At 59.3% G+C, this 19,058-nt stretch carries 15 protein-coding genes and 2 pseudogenes; 11 read left to right on the top strand and 6 right to left on the bottom strand.

All coding sequences use genetic code 11. The annotated features are described in order from the left end of the window. Nucleotides 1-323: 323 nt before the first annotated feature. The 4 genes and pseudogenes from PL640_RS24470 to PL640_RS24455 all read right to left on the bottom strand — a co-directional run. Nucleotides 324-452: pseudogene (locus PL640_RS24470) on the bottom strand (IS110 family transposase); the annotation flags it as partial. A gap of 618 nt (nucleotides 453-1,070) precedes the next feature. Then, a complete protein-coding gene (gene eutC / locus PL640_RS24465) occupies nucleotides 1,071-1,817 on the bottom strand; it encodes an ethanolamine ammonia-lyase subunit EutC (protein WP_012475942.1) in 747 nt (248 codons plus the stop codon). Then, the gene (locus tag PL640_RS24460; RefSeq protein WP_077768183.1) at nucleotides 1,814-3,238 is read right to left on the bottom strand and encodes an ethanolamine ammonia-lyase subunit EutB; all 1,425 of its coding nucleotides are present in this window, start codon (nucleotides 3,236-3,238) and stop codon (nucleotides 1,814-1,816) included. Before PL640_RS24460 ends, eutC begins: the two co-directional genes overlap by 4 nt. Nucleotides 3,239-3,479: 241 nt before the next feature. Then, nucleotides 3,480-4,268 (bottom strand): N-formylglutamate amidohydrolase, encoded by a 789-nt coding sequence (locus PL640_RS24455; protein WP_012475944.1) that lies wholly within the window; start codon nucleotides 4,266-4,268, stop codon nucleotides 3,480-3,482. Nucleotides 4,269-4,629: 361 nt separating this feature from the next. Between PL640_RS24455 and PL640_RS24450 the strand changes: the two genes are divergently transcribed. From PL640_RS24450 to hisN, 10 genes are all read left to right on the top strand, one after another. After that, complete coding sequence (locus PL640_RS24450) at nucleotides 4,630-6,099, top strand: amidase (protein WP_202048391.1); 1,470 nt, start codon at nucleotides 4,630-4,632, stop codon at nucleotides 6,097-6,099. Then, complete coding sequence (locus PL640_RS24445) at nucleotides 6,072-7,637, top strand: ABC transporter substrate-binding protein (RefSeq protein ID WP_012475946.1); 1,566 nt, start codon at nucleotides 6,072-6,074, stop codon at nucleotides 7,635-7,637. Before PL640_RS24450 ends, PL640_RS24445 begins: the two co-directional genes overlap by 28 nt. Nucleotides 7,638-7,699: 62 nt before the next feature. After that, complete coding sequence (locus tag PL640_RS24440) at nucleotides 7,700-8,680, top strand: ABC transporter permease (RefSeq protein ID WP_077768150.1); 981 nt, start codon at nucleotides 7,700-7,702, stop codon at nucleotides 8,678-8,680. Nucleotide 8,681: 1 nt separating this feature from the next. After that, nucleotides 8,682-9,599, top strand: a complete 918-nt coding sequence (locus PL640_RS24435; RefSeq protein WP_012475948.1) for an ABC transporter permease — start codon at nucleotides 8,682-8,684, stop codon at nucleotides 9,597-9,599. Then, nucleotides 9,600-11,411 (top strand): dipeptide ABC transporter ATP-binding protein, encoded by a 1,812-nt coding sequence (locus PL640_RS24430; RefSeq protein WP_077768149.1) that lies wholly within the window; start codon nucleotides 9,600-9,602, stop codon nucleotides 11,409-11,411. Further along, nucleotides 11,401-12,159, top strand: coding sequence for a DeoR/GlpR family DNA-binding transcription regulator (locus tag PL640_RS24425; protein ID WP_161596387.1), 759 nt, complete (start codon nucleotides 11,401-11,403; stop codon nucleotides 12,157-12,159). Before PL640_RS24430 ends, PL640_RS24425 begins: the two co-directional genes overlap by 11 nt. Next, nucleotides 12,152-13,417, top strand: coding sequence for a Zn-dependent hydrolase (locus tag PL640_RS24420; RefSeq protein WP_012475950.1), 1,266 nt, complete (start codon nucleotides 12,152-12,154; stop codon nucleotides 13,415-13,417). The genes PL640_RS24425 and PL640_RS24420 overlap by 8 nt, the downstream gene beginning before the upstream one ends. Beyond that, on the top strand, nucleotides 13,407-14,336 hold the full coding sequence (locus PL640_RS24415; protein WP_012475951.1) for a phosphotransferase: 930 nt from the start codon (nucleotides 13,407-13,409) through the stop codon (nucleotides 14,334-14,336). The genes PL640_RS24420 and PL640_RS24415 overlap by 11 nt, the downstream gene beginning before the upstream one ends. Before the next feature lie 11 nt (nucleotides 14,337-14,347). Then, the gene (locus PL640_RS24410) at nucleotides 14,348-15,286 is read left to right on the top strand and encodes a choline/ethanolamine kinase family protein (protein WP_077768147.1); all 939 of its coding nucleotides are present in this window, start codon (nucleotides 14,348-14,350) and stop codon (nucleotides 15,284-15,286) included. 3 nt (nucleotides 15,287-15,289) lie between these two features. Next, the gene (hisN, locus tag PL640_RS24405) at nucleotides 15,290-16,081 is read left to right on the top strand and encodes a histidinol-phosphatase (protein WP_012475953.1); all 792 of its coding nucleotides are present in this window, start codon (nucleotides 15,290-15,292) and stop codon (nucleotides 16,079-16,081) included. A gap of 50 nt (nucleotides 16,082-16,131) precedes the next feature. On the opposite strand, the gene PL640_RS24400 is transcribed toward hisN, so the two are convergent. Beyond that, on the bottom strand, nucleotides 16,132-16,698 hold the full coding sequence (locus PL640_RS24400; protein WP_269703988.1) for a DeoR/GlpR family DNA-binding transcription regulator: 567 nt from the start codon (nucleotides 16,696-16,698) through the stop codon (nucleotides 16,132-16,134). Nucleotides 16,699-16,731: 33 nt separating this feature from the next. After that, nucleotides 16,732-16,890 (bottom strand): annotated as a pseudogene (locus PL640_RS25845) (DeoR family transcriptional regulator); the annotation flags it as partial. A 659-nt stretch (nucleotides 16,891-17,549) separates the two neighbouring features. On the opposite strand from PL640_RS25845, the gene PL640_RS24395 reads away from it, so the two are divergent. Continuing rightward, the coding region (locus PL640_RS24395; protein ID WP_269835383.1) for a PDC sensor domain-containing protein at nucleotides 17,550-19,058 on the top strand (1,509 nt) is incomplete at its 3' end.

Raw genomic sequence — 19,058 nt, 5'->3', positions numbered from 1 at the left:
CCGGTGCGGTCTCAAAGCCATTGAGGGGACATGGTGTTCATCAAAACCTAGAAGTCAGTTAGATGGCCCGCGTGGCTCCAAGTATATCTGAGGAAGAATTGAATTCCTTAAGCTCAGATGAGCAATCTTTCTATGGTGGATCGATTGCGAGGACTATAACTTGATATCAGGAACGCTTCTACACATGAAAAATTCAAAATCGCTACAAATGAAACTTTGGAAATGTTTACCTTTAAGGGTTACGGTTTGCAGTTTGTAATCATTAACGTTGGGTCGCTGGTTCGATCGAGCCTGTTCGTTGAAACGCGACTTTCATGCCTTTAGGCGAAGCGCGACAACAGTCCGCCGACGTCTGCGTGCTGAACCGTATGCTTCGAGATCTTCTCACCGCCACCTACCGACAATGATGTGACCAACCATGTCGCTCGGCTTAACTCAAGGAACACGAATATTGCACCTCTGTGCGGATTTCGGTCTTATTGTCGTAATGACTCTGGGAAGCTTCATGATCGTCTCCTGGAGCTTGATTGCACCCCGTGCGACCACACTCTCGCAGAGCGCTGGGCGCAGTTCACGCCTGCGGAAGTCCAGAGTGGCGTCAAGCTGGCGAGCGAAACCGGTCAGGTGCTGAAGACCATCGAAGGCTATATCGTCACGGTAAATCATGACGCGGACTCGAGCGCGACGTCGGCACGCGAACAGTCGGTCCGCCTTGCCGAGGTCAATACGGCAGTCAACCTGATAGACCAAATCATCAGCAGAATGCAGCGATGGCAAAGCGAGCAACGCGGCGAGCGCCTCGCGCGCGGGGTGAGGCCGCACGGCTTTGCGATCTCGTCGGCCGGTCGGACCTCTCGCCCGGTTTGCCTCCCCAGCACCGCGGATGGCGTCGGGTGTGACCAAGGCCATTGCCGACAAAGCTGCCGTCAAGCAGGTGGCTAGGCAAGAGTTCCGAGTTGCCCTCCCCGATCCGAACGGTGAACCTTTCGCACTCGGGGTGATTCCAAGAGGCTCGCCCACCGAACGAGAGGGGAGCGTCAGGACAGCCCTCGGTGATCGCGCCTCAGGCTTCATTCTTGCCCAGGGTTCGAAGAGATTTTTGCCGAACTCTCGGCACCCTCCTTAAGCGCCACACCGCTCAACTGCAAGCGCAGCGCCTCCCGGACGATCCAGGCGATCTTATCCGCGGCAATCTCGTAGCCGAGCCCGTCGGCGTGAATATTCGAAATGCAGTTACGCTCGCTGTCGCGCCGTCCTGCCTGGGGGCGGAAGGTGATGTAGGCACCCAGACTGTCAGGCACGCTTAACCCCGGTCTCTCGCCGATCAGGACGATTGCAACCTCCGCACCGAACGCCGCCGCCGCCTCGTCGCCGAATGCTACCCGCGCCTGTTCGCCCAAAATCACCGGGGCGACACTGAAGCCGCCAAGACGCTTCATGCATGCCTTGAAAAGCGGAACGGCATGACGCTCGACCGCCGAGGCGGAAAGCCCGTCCGCGATGACGAACGCGATGTCATGGCTATCCCCTGGCATTGGAAGATCGGCTGCAAGCGGCTGGCGACCCAGATCCGGGCGCGACAAGTAGATGGTACGATCCGTGGCGCAGGACCTGATCCGGATCGTTGATACCGGTGCAAGCTGCTTGGCGAGGGCGACAAAATCCACTTGACCGTGCACGGCGTCCCTGGCCTTCGCATGGGCCAGCTGGAAATCCAGAATTGCCGAGGTCGGCAACGCGTCGCCCGCTCTACCGAGTCCAATCCGGGCGCGTGTCGAATGGCGGAAGCGCTCAAACGGGTCTCGACCCCAACTCATGCGGACACCCCGTAGCTCAAGAGATTGCGAGAGAATTGGCCCGAGGCGCTGGCGGGCGCCAGCCGGCCCGAGTGATCAAGCATGCCCATGCGATTGAGCCAAGCCTCAAATTCGGGCGCCGGCGGACGATTGAACTGATGCCTGAGGCCGACAATATCGTGATAAGACAGGCTCTGGTAGTTAAGCATGACGTCATCAGCGCCGGGCACGGCAATCATGAAACTGACGCCCGCGACAGTCAATAGCACCATCAGATTGTCCATGTCGTCCTGGTCTGCCTCGGCATGGTTGGTATAGCAGACATCGACCCCCATCGGCACACCGAGCAGTTTTCCGCAGAAATGATCCTCTAGCCCGGCGCGAATGATCTGTTTGGCGTCGAACAGATATTCCGGTCCGATGAAACCGACCACGGTGTTGACGAGCAGCGGGCGGAGTTCACGTGCGACTGCGTAAGCCCGCACCTCGACCGTCTGTTCATCCACGCCGTGATGTGCATCTGCCGAAAGAGCGCTGCCCTGACCGGTCTCCAGATACATCACGTTGTTTCCGACGCTGCCGCGCTTCATCGACAGCGCGGCGTCATTGCCTTCCCTGAGAACGGCGAGATCGACGCCGAAACCATTGTTGGCAGCCTCAGTGCCGGCAATCGACTGGAACACAAGATCGAGCGGCGCCCCGGCCTCGATCGCCTTGATGGAAGTGGTGACATGAGTCAGCACGCAGGATTGGGTGGGAATCTCGAACCGCTCGCGCAGCCGGTCGAAAAGGACCATCAACCTGGTGCAGGCATCGAGGTTGTCGGTGGCGGGATTTATGCCGATCACCGCATCGCCGATTCCGTAGAGAAGGCCGTCGAGTGTCGAACCGGCGACGCCTTCTGGATCGTCGGTCGGGTGGTTGGGCTGGAGCCGGCTCGACAGCCTGCCCGGCAGGCCGATGGTGGAGCGGAAGGCAGTGACCACGTTACATTTACCGGCAACGGTGATCAGATCGTGATTGCGCATGATCTTGGAGACCGCCGCGACCATTTCCGGCGTGAGGCCCGTCGCAAGTGCTGCCAGCCTTTCGGTTGTCGCGTCGTAGGAGAGAAGCCAATTGCGAAACTCGCCGACCGTCATATGTGAAACTGGCGCGAAGGCAATTGGGTCGTGGCGATCGATGATCAACCGGCTGACCTCGTCGACTTCGTAGGGGATCAACAGATCCTCCAGGAATGTCTTGAGCGGCATGTCGGCAAGCAGGCAGCGGGCAGCGACCCGCCGCTCGTTGCTTGACGCTGCAACCCCCGCAAGCACATCGCCTGACTTGAGTGGCGAGGCACAGGCCATGACCGATTTCAGGTCGGCGAAGACATGGCGCTCGCGTCCAAGTATGATCGAATACATTTTATCTCCGCTCGTGGGTATCAGGCAGCCCATTTCTTGCGCAAGGGCGAAGCTACCTTCAAGATTGTAAGTCCAGCCCGAACTGGGCAGTGCGGGCGCCATGCCTCCTGAAAGCTATGCACGATCCATGCCACTCCTGGCTTGGGCGCGCGCGGTCCATTCATCGAAGGGCTTGTGCTCCTAAGGTGCCTCCGGACGATGCAAGCCGTGACCGAAGCATTTCGGATCCGCCATGGATCATGAGGCGTTCGGAACTCGATTGCCCGAGGCGGCTTCAACTGACCGTTTGCCCGGCCTTCACTGTCGAGGCTGCCTTTCCAATGAGCCTGGAGAGATAGCTGCCAACCGCAGCTTGGTCATCCGCGGCCACCAGGAGGTCATTTCTCACCTCTATCATGACATTTGGAATACCGTTCGCGATGCCGTGCTCGACGAGCGTGTGCGTGACCCCATCGGCTGGACCGTATGGCTGGTTGCGCATGACGACATACTTGCGATCGGCCCCTTCGAATTCCGCGAGAATTGCATCTGCGAGCGTCGTGTCGCTGTCGTGCAATATCCCGATCTCGACCTCGCGCTTCTTGCCGAAATAGACGGGGGTGAAACTATGGACTGTGACGAGCATCGTCCCGCGCCCCTGGGCCTTGCGAGAGGCGAGAATTTCGGACAGTCCATCACGAAAGGGTAGATAAATCTCGTTGATCCGCGTCAGGCGATCTGCTTCCGGCATGCTCTGATTTCCCGGAACGTCATAGATCTCGCTTTTGCCAACAATTGCAGACACTGCCTCCGGCGGGCGATTGCAGTCGTAAACGAGCCGCGAAAAGCGCTGGTAATAGAGGACCGCATCGAGAGATGACGAAAGATATCGTGCGAGTTCCAGGGCGCCCGGATCCCAGGCGATATGACTTGAACGCGCAGACGCATCAAGGCCGAGGTCGCCGAGTGAAGGCGGGATCAGGTGTGAAGCATGCTCGCATACGATTACAAACTTGCCGAGCGCGGCCTTGTTTTCGATCGCGATTGCAGACTCGCCAGGGGCGAGCAACGACAATTTACCCATAACAGTCTCCGTTGATATCCACACAATAACAACGAAAACAATAAAAGCAACATGATATCAACATTGCATAAAGTAGCCCTCTGTCGCGGTGGAGGTTTCGCCACGTCACGGCCCCTCGTTCGCTACGCCGATTTCTAACTGTTGCCGAAAACATGGGCAAAATGCCTGCAAAATATGCCTTTTTGTAAGGCAGATCCTCAGAGCATTTTATCCAATTCCCATCCTGTGCCGACGCTTGTGCTGTCAGCCGCGATCACTCTCATGGCGATTTTCTTAGCTACGGAAATTGAAAAACCCTCATCGGGTGTGTTGACAAACGCAAAATATCCACATAAATCCACATTCCAAGGAGATCGCAATCGTGGATTTTTCAGTTCTTTCGCTCAGCTCAGCAATTGTTTCCGGCAAGCTCACATCCGAAGCGCTCGTTCAGGAATGCCTGGCGCGCATTGCGCGGCTGAACCCCATCGTCAATGCCTTCAGCCAGGTGTTTGAAGAACAGGCCCTCAAAGAAGCGAGGGCCTGCGATCGCGAGGCAGCCGAAGGTCGGTTCCGTGGTCCTCTTCATGGTATCCCGATGGGCGTGAAGGACCTCTTCTTCGTGGAAGGGCAGCTATGCCAGCGCGGATCTCGTGCCTATAAGGATTTCGCTCCCAAGATGACGGCGCCGATCGTCCAGAGGATGATTGACGCCGGATCTATCATCATCGGCAAGACGACAACTACCGAAATGGGGTGGTCCGGTTCCGGCTTTTCCGAATTCTATGGCCCGACGCGCAATCCATGGGACCCCAAGCTCACAAGTGGTGGTTCGAGCTCGGGTTCGGGTGCTGCGCTCGCGGCCCGAATGGTTCCCTTCACATTGGGGTCCGATGGTGGCGGTTCCGTGCGCATCCCGGCAGCTTTCTGCGGTGTGTTTGCCATGAAGGGCTCGCTGGGGCGCGTTCCGGCTTGGCCCTGGAGCGCGACGGAGATGCTGTCCCACGCCGGTCCGATGAGCGTCACGGCAAAGGATAGCGCTTTCTTGTTCAATATTGCCAAGGGGCCCGATCCGCGAGACCATCAGGCGCTGCCGGACGACGGAGCAGATTACACTGAAACGCGATCGACAAAGTCCCTCCGGATTGGTTTTGCACCAAGCCTCTTCGGGTTCAAAGTCGCGCCGGAAATCGACCGGGTCGTGCGCGAAGCGGTCGATGCGCTCACCAAGGCGCTCACTATCGATGTTCGTTCGGTTTCCCCGGACTGGGAAGATCCGATCCGTATCTTCGAGACACTCTGGGTTGCCGGCCGGGGCGTCGCCTATGGGTCCCAGTCGGATCTTTCCGATTTTGGCAGCGGTTTCCGTGCGCTCGTCGAAGCGTCGGCACGCTACGATCTTAAGGATTATCTCTCGGCTGCGAAAGCGCGCGCGGAATTTGCTGGTCGCGTGCACGCACTCTTTGAGGACGTCGACCTGCTCCTCTTGCCAACCATCCCGGTCGAGCCGTTTGCGGCGGATCGGGAGGCGCCCGAAGGGTTCCAATCGCCCTCGGAAGTCCTCGCGTGGACGGGCTGGACGCCCTTTACATATCCCTTCAATCTTTCCGGCAACCCGGCAGCCTCGTTGCCTTGCGGCCTGACCGTCAACGGGTTGCCCGTTGGCCTGCAGGTCGTCGGCCGTCGCCACGCCGATGCGCTTGTCATGGCATTCTGCCAGCAGGCCGAGGACCATCTTTTCAAAAACAACAATCCTCCACTTGTCGTTGCTGGCGACAAGATGGGGTGGGGAACGCCCAGCAAATCAACTGTGGAGATGTCGTCATGGAGTTCAATAGAAGATCGCTCTTAAAGAGTTCGGCGCTTGCGGGCATCGCACTTGGCATGCCTATCCTCAATACTAAGTTCCTGGTCAACCCGGCCAATGCCGCGGAAAACAAGGTCCTTAAATTTCTCTCGGCCGAAACTCTGACCGGCAACTGGGATCCGTCTTCTCACACGACGCTGGCGCAGATCAACCTTGAGAGCTTTGTGTTCGGTTATCTAACCCGCGCACCGATGACGCCGGAAAAGCCTGACGAGCTCGTCATGGAACTGGCGACCGAGATGAAGCTGATCGACGAGCACACGCTCGAATTCAAGCTGCGCGAAGGCGTCACCTTCCACGACGGCAAGCCGTTCAGGGCCGAAGACGTCAAGGCGACATTCGAGTATGCAAGTCGCCCCGACCGACCGGCCGCCTGGTATCCCGGTCCCTGTGAAGTCGAAGTCGTCAGCGATTACGTCGCGCGCGTCAAGACCGACAAGGCCGGCTACCCCGCAAGCCTTTTCTGGTTCCTGTCCTCCTTCCTGCCGATCATGTCGGCAAAGGACGTCGCCGACCCGAAGACGCTCTCTGCCCGGCCGAACGGCACCGGTGGTTTCAAGTTCGTCAAGCAGGACGGCAACACGACCGTTCTCGAGGCCTTCGACAATTTCTACCTCGGCAAGCCGACGATTCCCGGACTGCATTTCAGCTTCGTCGGCGATGCGACGACCCGGACACTGGCGCTTCTGAATGGCGAGGCCGACCTTATCGAACGCCTTGAAGCCGAACAGGTCGAAACGATCGAAAAGACCGGCGGCTTCCAGCTTCACAAGGCGATCTCGGTCGAGAACAAGTATCTTTGGTTCCGTTGCTCGAAGCCGCCCTTCAACGACTGGAGACTGCGTCGCGCCGTGTGCCACGCGATCGACCGGTCGGTGATCGACGATATTCTCGGCGTTTCCGGTCACGCGTCGAACTGCTACGTGTCTCCGGTCAAGTTCGGCTATGTCGATATCCCGAACTATCCGAAGTTCGATCCGGACCAGTGCCAGAAGCTTTTGGCGGAAGCCGGCTTCCCGAAGGGCGAAGGTCTGCCCGAACTCGAATACATCACGTCGGTCGGCTTCTACCCGAAGACCAAGGAATATGCCGAGGCCATCACGGCGATGCTTCAGGAACAGGGCTTCCCCGTCAAGCTCAACGTCATGGAAGTCGCGGCCTGGGGTGACGCGCTCTACGATCGTCCCGGCGGCGGGCCCGGTCATATGATCGACTGCGGCTGGTCGACGGGTTCGCCGGAACCCGATCTGGTGCTGAGGACCCATTTCCACTCGACGACGCACCGCATCTGCGGCATCCAGGATCCGGAAATCGATGCTGCCCTCGACAAAGAGCGCAACGCCTCAAAGCCCGAGGAACGCAAGAAGGTCATTCAGACCGAGCTGATGCCGTTGCTGGCGGAGAAGACGCCATCATTTTCTCTCTTCACGTCCGTTTTCATCCACGGCATGCGTGATGGCCTGAGTGGTCTCTACATCTACCCGAATGGTATGATGGACGCCAACAAGGCGACATTGGCCTGATCCAGCGCTGCGGCCACTGCCTGGCAGTGGCCGCCTTGGCCCCGACAGACTAGGGTAAGTACATGTTCCTTCTATCATTCCTGATGAGACGGCTTCTGCAGGGGGGCCTGATCATCCTTCTCGTCATATTCATCATCTTCACGCTGTTGCGTGTGGTGCCGGGTGACCCCGCGCGCCTTATCGTCGGCGGCATGGCCCCTGATGCGGTCGTGGCGATGAAGGCAAAGGAACTTGGTCTCGATCGGGCCATCCCGCTGCAATTCGTCTCCTATCTTGGCCATTTGGCGACCGGCGATCTTGGCACGTCGTTCGTCAGGCCGAAGAGCGGGGCGAGCCTGGCCGGCTCGGCCTATAACGACCCGACACGCGAAGAGCGGGCGAAGGTCCTAGATCTCATTCTCGATACACTCCCGATGACCCTGCAGCTCGCAGCCGTCGCACTGGTCATCGCGTTGCTCGTTGCTGTTCCGCTCGGCCTTGCCGGCGGGCTCTATCAGGGTCGCTGGCCCGACAAACTCGCGCTCGCATTGGGGTCGATCTTCGTCTCGACCCCGAACTTCTGGCTGGGCATCGTGCTGACGCTCTTTCTGTCGGTGAAGCTCAGGCTTCTGCCCGCGATCGGCTACAACGGCTTCGAATACACCATTCTGCCCGCGATCGTGCTCGCGGTGGAGATTGCGCCGTTCATCCTGCGTACGTTGACCGTTTCTGTCGCTCAGGTGTTGCGCGAAGACTTCATTCAGCTTGCTGCTGTTAGAGGCCTGAGCCGCGGGCGCACGATCTTCTCGCATGTGCTGGGCAATTCCGCGGTCCCGTTGATCAACTTGCTGGGTGTGCAACTCGGCATGCTTCTGGGCGGCGTCCTCGTGGTCGAGTTCATCTTCGACTATCCGGGCCTTGGGCTCCTGACGATCAATGCCGTTCAACAGCGCGACTTTCCGCTCATCCAGGGCGTCGCGATCTTCATTTCCGTGATGTTCGTGGTGATCAACATCCTGGTCGATCTTATCGCGATGACCATCGATCCGAGACTGGAATACTGAGATGACCGATATCGTAGAATTGAGCGCCACCGAGCGCACCGTCGTCAAGCGCGGCACCACACCGACCAGACGCATGTTGCAAATTGCCGTGGGGCGCCTCGACTTTCGCATTGGCCTCATCGGCTTCGGATTGCTGCTTGGACTTGCGATTCTCCTGCCATTTGTCAGTTCGGTTGATCCGCTCAAGATGGCCTACAGCCACAAGTTTATTCCGCCATTCCCTTCCGAGGGCTGGCAATGGCCTTATGTGCTCGGTACCGATCAACTCGGCCGTGACGTTCTGATGCGCTGTCTCGTCGGACTGTGTTATTCGCTGTTCATCGGCGTGACGACCGTGGTTCTGATGTTCATCGTCGGCTGCAGTCTCGGTCTTCTTGCCGGTTTTCGTGGTGGTTGGCTCGATACGGTCATCATGCGGCTGACCGATGCTCAGCTGTCAATTCCGATGATCATTCTTGCCATCACCATTCTCGGCGTGTCACGCCCGACCGTGCCTGCGATCATCCTCGTGCTTGGCCTCTCCGGCTGGCCGCTCTATGCCCGCGTCGCGAGATCCGTGGCGCTCGGCGAACGCAATCGCGGCTATGTTCTCGGTGAGAGGGTTCTCGGTGCCTCGGACCTTCGCATCATGCTGTTGTTTGTGGCGCCTGTCGTTCTGCCTCCGATCGCCTTCGTCGCTGTGCTCGATATCGCCCGCATGATGATCTTCGAGTCGATCCTCGGCTTTCTCGGTCTCGGGGTTCAGCCGCCGACACCGACATTCGGCAACGTGATCGCGGATTCACGAAAGTATCTGCTGAACGCATGGTGGATCGCGACGATGCCCGGTCTGTTCCTGCTGATATCGCTGACCTGCCTCAATCTGATGGGTTCGGCGTTGGAGCGCGCGCGCAATGCGGTTCTGAGAGGGGATGCGTAAATGAGTGATCCAATCCTAGCTGTCTCCAATCTCTCGGTCGATCTCCTGCGGGATGGCGGCAAACGGCGCATCGTCGACAATGTGGACTTTGCGCTCCAGCCAGGCGAAGTTCTCGGCCTCGTCGGCGAAGCCGGATCGGGCAAGTCGGTGCTGGCGCGTGCCATGGTGAACGCCATTCAAGCACCGCTGGAAATCTCTTCCGGTCAGGTGATTTTTGAAGGAAAGGACGTCCTCTCCCTCGATGCGCGGGGTCTTCGGTCGATCAGAGGAAACCGCATTGGCTTCATCGGTGCAAACCCCATGGGTTCGCTTGATCCGAGGCTGCCGATCGGCCATCAGATCGTCGAGAAGCTTCGATCTGTCCGGCCTGATATCGGTAAGGCGGAAGCGAAGGAAAAAGTTCTCGATCTCCTTGGCCGGGTGCATATTCCCTCACCGCGCTCTCGCTTCCACGAGGCGCCCTTCCAATTCTCCGGCGGTATGATGCAGCGCGTGATGATTGTCGATGCGCTCGTTTCCGAGCCATCGCTTGTTATCGCCGACAATATTACGCAGCCGCTCGATGTAACGGTCGCAGCCCAGATTATCCGGCTTATCGACAGCCTCAGGCAAAGCCTCGACACGGCGTTCCTGTTTATCTCTTCGTCGTTACCGGTGGTGTCACAGATTGCCGAGCGAACGCTCGTCATGCAAGGCGGCCGCATCGTCGAACGGGGCAAGACTGCCGATATTGCTGCCAACCCGCAGCAAGCCTATACGCGCGCCCTCCTCTCGCGCATTCCATCGATCTGGAAGAACGTGTCGGCGCCGGAAGCAAAAGACGGTGAGGCTGTCCTGACCGTCGAAAATGCAACCCGAACCTATAGCGTGCGCCGGCGCGATGCGTTCAATGCCTTCAACGAAGTCAAGGCGGTTCGGGACGTGTCCTTTACCGTCAAGGCGGGTGAAAATTTTGGCATCGTCGGGGAAAGCGGTTGCGGCAAATCCACGCTTACGCGCCTGCTTGCCTGGCTCGAACAGCCAAATGCCGGTCGCATTGCGTTCCTCGGGAAGAACCTCTCGAGTCTCTCTGCTCGTTCGTTGACGGAGATGCGCAAATCGTTCCAGCTTCTGCTGCAGGACCCCTATGGATCGCTGCCGGCGGGCATGTCGATCATACGCATGATCGAGGAGCCGCTTCTGATCCACGGCGTCGGCCGGCGTGATGCCGAGCAGCGCGCGCAGGAGGCCATGCGCGAAGTCGGCCTTCATGCGGACCTCGCCGAACGATTGCCTGTGGGGCTTAGCGCCGGGCAGCGCCAGCGCATCAACATTGCTCGAGCCCTGGTGCTGAAGCCGCGCCTCTTGATCCTTGACGAGACCTTGTCGGCGCTCGACCAGGTCGAGCAGGCCGAGCTCCTCGATCTCTTCAAACGGCTCCAGGCGGCACACGGGTTTTCCTACATTTTCATATCTCACGACCTGGCGCTGGTCCGTCGTATCTGTCACCGCGTGGCGGTCATGTATCTAGGGCGCATCGTCGAACTGGCTGACAACACGACGCTTTTTGAACATCCGCACCACCCGTATACGCGGGCGCTGCTGAGCGCCATGCCGACGCTGGAGGAAAACCGTTTCCCGGGCGCGCAATATCTGCTCGATGGCGAGCCCCCGAGCCCCATTCATCTTCCGGTCGGCTGCTCGTTCCGTTCGCGCTGCCCGCGCGCGCAGAGCGACTGCGAAAAGACCGATCCGATGCTTGTGGGTTCTGATGGCGGGAATTACGCAGCCTGCCTGCATCGGCATGAGGACGAGGCGGTCCATGTCCAGTGAGATCCGCAAGGAGATCATCCTGGAGCGTCTCGGCCGTGATCAGCGCGTCAGCGTTGTCGAGCTTTCAGCAGAGTTCGGCGTTTCGGGCGAAACCATTCGCCGCGATCTGAAGAACCTCGAAGCAGAAGGTGCTGTGCGCCGCGTGCATGGCGGCGCAATTCCAGCCGGCCGCACAGCCGACACGCCGATTACCGAGCGCATCAAGCTCAACTCGACTGAGAAGGATGCGGTTGCCGGCGTGGCGCGCAACCTGATCAATGACGACTGTGTGATCTTCCTCGATACCGGCACGACGACGCTTGCGCTCGCGCGCCGGCTGATCGGCTTCAAGAAGCTTCGGCTCTACACGAATTCCCTGATGATTGCACAAGCCGCCTGCCAGCATTTCGGCGTCAGCGTGCACGTGACGCCTGGAAATCTGCGACCGGTCGAGCAGGACCTGGTCGGCTATGACACGCTATCCTACATCCAGCAGTTCCACTTCGACATGGTCTTCATGGGTGCCGCGGCAGTCAATGTCGAATATGGCTTCATGGACTATGAAGAAGACGAGGCGCGAATCCGTCAGATCCTCATAAAGCGGTCCTCGCGAAGCGTCATGCTGGCCGATCATTCGAAGTTTGGAAGGGTCGGCAATGTGATCACCGCTCCCTTCGGGCAAATCGGTGCGCTTGTGACCGACCGGCGTCCGCCGGAAGACATCCTCGGCGCCGTTCGGGCAGAAGAACTGGAGATCATCCATGCTTGACGCGGCGACGACACGGCGGACGGATTTCGATGCGATCTTCGACCGAATTTCTGCCATCGGTGCTCATCCCGGAGCGGGAGTGACGCGCCTCGCGGCGAGCGCCGAGGACGGCATGGCGCGAGGTGTTTTTGCCGTGTGGATGGAACAGGCAGCCGTCCAGATCGCGAATGATGCGATCGGCAATCAGTTTGCCTGCTTCGATTGGGCCGGTCAGGATGCGCCCTGGATTTTTGCGGGCTCGCATCTGGACACCCAACCCCGAGGCGGTCGTTTCGACGGCACCTTGGGTGTCCTGACTGCCGGACAGGCCGCGCTCGCTATTCACGCCGAGGTGCAACGCGGACTGTGCAAACCGCGCTACAACCTCGCGGTGGTCAACTGGACGAATGAGGAAGGCGCCCGCTACCAGCCGAGCCTGACCGGCAGCACGGTCTTCTCCGGCGCATTGGCGCTTGGCGATGCATTGGAACTACGCGACGGAGACGGCGTATCCCTCAAGCGCGCGCTCGAGGCCATAGGCGTCAGCGGCAGTTCGGGAATTGTTCCCCCTCCCCCGAAAGCCTATGTCGAGCTGCATGTCGAGCAGGGACGGAAACTTCTCGAAGCGGGCCGAAAGATCGGCGTCGTCGAAGGAACCTGGGCGGCGCGCAAGAAGACCGTCCGCTGGATCGGCCGGGCAGCGCATACGGGTCCGACGCCGATGGCCGATCGCCGAGATGCGCTTCTCGCCGCAGCAAGAGGAATTGCCGCCTTCGAAGCAGTCGTCGCGGCCAGCCATCCCCTCCTCCACCGCTCCGCTGCGCGCCTCGTGGTCGAGCCCAACTCGCCGAACGTTGTCGTCGACCGGGCGACTGTGTGGTTCGAGCTCAGGGGGCCTGACGTGGCCGAACTCGACATGGCAGGTGAGCTCGCCCTTGCCGCGCTCGAAAAGGCGGCAGCCGAAACCGGCACGCAGCTGGAAATCGTCGCCGATACTTTGCGCGATCCCGCCAGCATGGACAGGCGGTTAATGGCACTCGTCGATCGCACGGCACGTTCTTGCGGTTTCGAGCCATTGACCATGCGTTCGGTTGCAGGCCACGATGCTGTCGCCTTGCAAAACAGTGGTATCCCGTCGGCGCTGATCTTCATTCCGAGCGTCGATGGCATCGCCCATCATCCCGACGAACTGACCGAGCCACAGGACGTGCAGGCGGGGCTGGCGGTGCTGACCGCCACGCTTCGCAACATCATTGAGGGAGAGTTCCATGCAGGATGATGCTGCAGTTCAGGCTGCGCTCGACGCGGTCGGCCTTTCCGGCGCCACCCTCTCAGCTCCGATTGGCGGAGTGGTGTCGCCCATTCACCGCGGCGTCGAAAATCTCTGCTTTTTCGCAAGCAAGGCGGATCAGCCGCGGGTTTTCGTCAAACGTCTCCACGATGACATGTCTCGGTTTGTTGCCCTGAACCATGTGGCGGAGGCCAGCCGCAAGGCAGGCGAACTGGGCATTGCCCCGCGGCTCATCCATGCCGCTCCCGAGGGCGGCGTCCTGGTATTCGAAGCGCTTGGCGAGGAATGGGCGTGGGGGCATGCCGATGTCCTTCGCCGCCCGCGGGTTCTCGAAAATCTTCTGACGGCAAAACGCAGCTTCCATCAGGCTGAGAGGCTTGGCGAAACGCGCAGCGTTTTCGAGCTCGTTGCCGCCTACCGGCAGCTTGCCGAAGGAGCGGATGTGATCTTGCCAGCACCGGTATTCACCGTCTCTGCTGCCGTCGAGCGCATTGCCGGCGCCATCGGCGCCGCAGGTGTCGATACGGTCCCGTGCCACGCGGACGGCATCTCGTCGAACGTCATGGTCGGACCGGACGACGGAGTTCGGCTGGTCGATTTCGAGTGGGCGCGCCAGGCGGACCCCGCGTACGATATCGGAACCGTGCTGGCCGAACTCCTCCCATTCGATGGCGAGGCGCTGCTGGCCATTGAAATCGCAACCGGAAAGCCGGATGCGAGCGTGCTCGCGCGGGCACGCCTTTATGGAGCGGCCGACGATCTCATGTGGGCGCTTTGGGGCTTCATCAATGCCGCACGCTCGCCGCGCAAGCATGTTGAATTCTTCAAATACGCCGAATGGCGGCTTCTGAGAGCCCGCACGGTCATCGAAGGACCACGCTTTGAAACATGGCTGAAACAGGTCTGATGGAGAGAGCGATGAGACTGAGATTGGGTGAAGGCGCATCGCAGGCCGAGCAGGCGATCGAGCAGGCCATCATAGCCGTGGCGGACTGGCGAGGCCTCGAGGTTTCCTACGAACCAGTACCCGGGGGCATCAGCAATCCCAACTGGCGGGTTTACGTCGAAGGTGCGCCGCACAGCTTCTTCGTGAAGATACCCGGCGCTGGGACCGAAATGTTCATCGACCGGAGAACTGCCAACGAAGCCGGCCGCAGGGCGCACGAGGCGGGCGTCGGCGCCCGGATCATCGAGTTCTTCCCCGAAACGGGGGTCGAGGTGAGTGAATTCGTCGAGGGGCTCAGAACATCGACAAACGCCGATTTTCTTGATCCTGTCATCCGCCTCAACGGTCTTCGTGCGCTGAAGGCCTTCAACGACACCGCACCGCTTTCGCAGCGAAAGACCACCTTCGACATGATCGACGAACATTTCCAGCAGGTCCTGGAGCTTGGCGGCGATTTCCCGAGCGACTTCGGCTGGATGAATGCGCGCTATCGCGAGGCGCGAGCTGCGCTCGAGGCATCGGGTCTCGATCTCGCGCCCTGCATGAACGACACACTGGCCGGCAATTTCCTCCTTCATTCCGATCGCCGGGTCATGCTTGTCGATTTCGAATACGCCTCCACCAATGATCGGGCGGCGGAACTCGCGCTTTGGTTCTGCGAGATGTGCTTCTCGCCGGAGACCGAAAAGGAACTGATCGAGGAATATTATGGCCGGGCGGATCCGGGCGTTCTGGCGCGGATCGCTTTGTTCAAGGCTCTCGTCGACCTCAAATGGTCGACCTGGGCGATGGTGCAGAACGAAGTCTCGCGTCTTGACTTCGACTTCTTCAAATATGGGTTCTGGAAACATATGCGCGCGCGTTTCGCAATGAGCAATTCGCTGTGGCCGCAATGGCTGAAGGCGGTCTGACACATGCAAAGCACTGAAGAGGTGATCTCTCCCGATTTTCTTCGCCGCCTCGCGGCAGTTGCCGCCCGCGAGACATTGCCCCGGTTCCGGTTGCCGGGAGCCGTCGTCAACAAGATTGCCGGCGGGTTCGATCCGGTCACCGAAGCCGACCGCGAAACGGAGAAAGCGCTTCGAGCGCTTATCCGTTCGGAATATCCCGATCACGGCATCCTGGGCGAAGAGTTCGGCAATGAAGGCGCGGATGCGGGCCTGGTCTGGGTCATCGATCCGATCGACGGAACCAGGTCGTTCATATCAGGTATCCCGCTCTGGGGCACGCTTGTCGGGCTGACCAGGGATGGTGATGCGGTGGCCGGCATGATGGCGCAGCCTTTTATCGGGGAATTGTTTTATGCGACGGGCAACGGCGCATACTACGAGGGCCAGCACGGACAAACGCGGCTCGCAACCAGCGCGACGAAGAACCTTGCCGACGCGACGCTCTTCACAACGACGCCGGCGATCTTCGAAGCCGACCGGAGAGCAAGCTACGACCGGCTCGAAAAACAAGTGCGGCTCGCGCGTTACGGGACCGATTGCTATGCCTATTGCATGCTTGCGGCAGGGCAGATCGACTGCGTCGTGGAAGCGGGCCTCTATCCCTACGACATCGTTGCCCTCATTCCGATCATCGAGCAGGCCGGCGGCGTCGTGACGGACTGGGACGGGGGACCGGCAGAAAATGGCGGCGGTATCGTGGCGGCGGCAAATTCCTCCCTGCATGCGCAAATCATGGCTTTCCTGCACGGGGATTGACCACGGGGCTTCCTCAGACGGCGGACACCGGTCTGACGCTTTCGGTATGGTCAACCGTGGATGATTTCGAGGTCGCCCCTTTTGGCGGCCGCCAATATATTTGCCGGGGGACGTTGATCGGTGACCAATGTGTTAACGCTGGAAAATGCGGCGGTAATGACATTGCCCGTCTTGCCGCACTTGGAATGATCGGCCAGCATGATGCTTCTGGCCGTCTGCTTCAGCAGAGCCTGGCGAATTCGCGCTTCATCCTCTTCATAGTCCATGAAGCCATACTCCGCCGCGATTGCCGCCGCACCCATAAAGACCATGTCAAAGTGGAATTGCTGGATGTAGGACAGCGTATCATAGCCGACCAGATCCTGCTCAATCGGGCGGAGATTTCCCGGCGTCATTTGGACCCGGACGCCGAAATGCTGGCAGGCGGCTTGCGCGATCATCAGGGAATTGGTGTAGAGCCGCAGCTTCTTGAAGCCAGTCAGGTGGCGCGCAAGGGACAGGGTGGTGGTGCCTGTGTCGAGGAAAATGGCGCAGTCGTCGGTTATGAGGTTGCGCGCCATCTGCGCGACCGCGTCCTTTTCGAGCGCATTGAATCTGATGCGGTCGGTAATCGGCACATCCGCGGTTCGGCCGGCCGGTATAGCGCCTCCGTGAACGCGCCGAACGGCTCCCTCGGCCTCCAGATCCTTCAGGTCGCGCCGAATGGTTTCACCCGAAACACCGAACTCTGTCGAAAGCTCCAGAACGCTGACGCGTTGATCACGATCGAGTCGTTCGAGAATGACTTCTTTGCGAACTTCACTCGACATTGACAGCTTCGTCCTCGGGTCGGTGCGGGGGTCGACAGCAACGCTGATGCTGACAATCCCTTAAAGCGGCAGATCTATCTCGCAAGCCTTCGGAAAAGGTTGCGAGATGCTTGTAAGGATGACGGTGAACCGGGAAGTCGACGACGTTGTCCTTGGATTTGTGTATTTATGTGGTGTTTGCGGATCTTTCAAACAAATTACGCGATCTTCCACCGCGCAATGACCATCCCGCCCGCGCGAGAATCGCTGCCTATGTGATCAGCAACGCGCTTGCCTTCCATACAAAATGAACCCTTCGATCGAAATCCTGGTCCGGAGTGAATGCGATTCTGTCCCTGCTCCATGTGGGAATGTTGGAATATTGAGGGCATATCACCGGAGAATTGAGCTAAAATCCACAAAAGCAACATCTGAAAACCTCAAGGTTCTTGAGGGCGTGCCTAAGCAACATATTGAAAATAGAAAGAAAGTTATGACCCGTAACGGATTTTTCAGAACTGTCGTCGATGATGATTAGCAACTGTTTGACTCGAAATGGATTCAAAATGCAGATTTTCCACAATGCTTTGCAATTGTCCCACCGCATGCGATCCATTAAGGCCAAGTTTGCCGTGGTGATCATAGGGACAGCGATCGTCTCTTGCGCGTCTGTCGGAGCATTGAGCTACCAGATCGGAAAGAACGGTTTGATCGAGGCGAGCAAGATCCGCCTTGAAGCGATTGCAGCCAATCAATCGAAGGCGCTCCGGGCCTATGATGAACGGGTCGAGCAGACGCTGACCGAGATCGCGCAGAGCCAGTCGCTCGGAGAGATGACGGAGCAGGCCGGAAAGGCCATCGCAATGTCTGATGCCAAGATAAGGGAGGCGTTCCAGGACATGTCGAAGAGCCCCGCACAAAGAGCGGCTTTCGACGGATCGACCGTCAAGATGCTCTATGCCGTCAAGCATAGCTCGGTGCATGGGCCACTCTTCAGCGCCTGGAAGAATGCCGATCTCAGCGATATCTTCGTCATCGATAACAATGGCCAGGTGGTCTATACGGTCACCAAGGGACCCGAGTTCATGGCGGCCGTCCAGGATTCGCAGAATGCCGCCCTGAAGTCCCTGTTTGCCTCATCCATCGCCGGACCGGCCGACCAAGTGTATCGGACGGGGTTCGTTTCGTTCAAAAGCGAGGAAAGCGATGTTTCGGCTTTTCTTGCCAAACCCCTTGCCAACGTTGTCTGGGGCTCTGTCGTCAAGCGCGGCACCGTCGTGATCCGTATCGCGCCGGCAAAGCTTTTGGCGCTCATTTCGCCCGAGGGCTTGGGACGGAGCGTCGACGAGGCGTTTCTGATTGCCGCCGACGGCACCTTGAGAGCAGGCAACGTCGCAGCGGAAAATGGAGTGCCGCCGGAGCTGCTCAAGGCCGCGAACGAGCAGAAGAATGGCTCCGTCTTCGCTGATGGGGCCCATGGTTCAAATTTTTACTCCTACGTCCCTGTCACCCTCTTTGGTCAGCCGCACCTTCTCGTCATCGGCCAGAGCAAGGCTAATGTCGTCTCCTCGGCAAACGAGCTTGCAAAGTGGGCCGCGCTGACCGCTCTCGCCGTCCTTTTCGGAATGGGTATCGTCGGGTACATCTTCTCCTCCCGTCTTACGAAGCCGCTCGCGGACATCACAGGCCTGATGAACCGCCTGAACAATGGCGATCAGGCAATCGAGATCCGGTCCGTCTCGCGTTCTGACGAAATCGGCATCATGGCGCGGGCGCTCGAATCCTTCCGCCAGGGGGCAGTCGACAAGGTGCGAATGGAGGAGGAGGCGATCCAGCGTAACCGTCAGATCGAAGAGGAAAGGCAACTCCGCGAGACGGACAGGGAAAAAAGCGCGGCCGAGCTGGAACATGCGGTCTCGGCACTCGCCGCCGGCCTGAAGAACCTGGCCGACGGGCGGCTCGATCATCGCATTGCGACTCCTTTCGCGCCCTCCCTCGACCAACTGCGGAAGGATTTCAACGGCTCGATGATGCGGCTGCAGGCGACGATGCGCCAGATCCGCGACAATGTCGAAATGATCCAGGGCAATGGCAACCAGATGGCCGAGGCGGCCGAGGATCTTGCCAAACGGACTGAGCAGCAGGCTGCTTCGCTCGAAGAAACGGCAGCCGCCGTCGACGAGATCACC

Source organism: Agrobacterium sp. ST15.16.024 (assembly GCF_027956545.1).
Classification (GTDB): domain Bacteria; phylum Pseudomonadota; class Alphaproteobacteria; order Rhizobiales; family Rhizobiaceae; genus Agrobacterium; species Agrobacterium cucumeris.
Note: the sequence above shows the minus strand (reverse complement) of the source record. Positions and strands in the feature narration are given on the sequence as shown.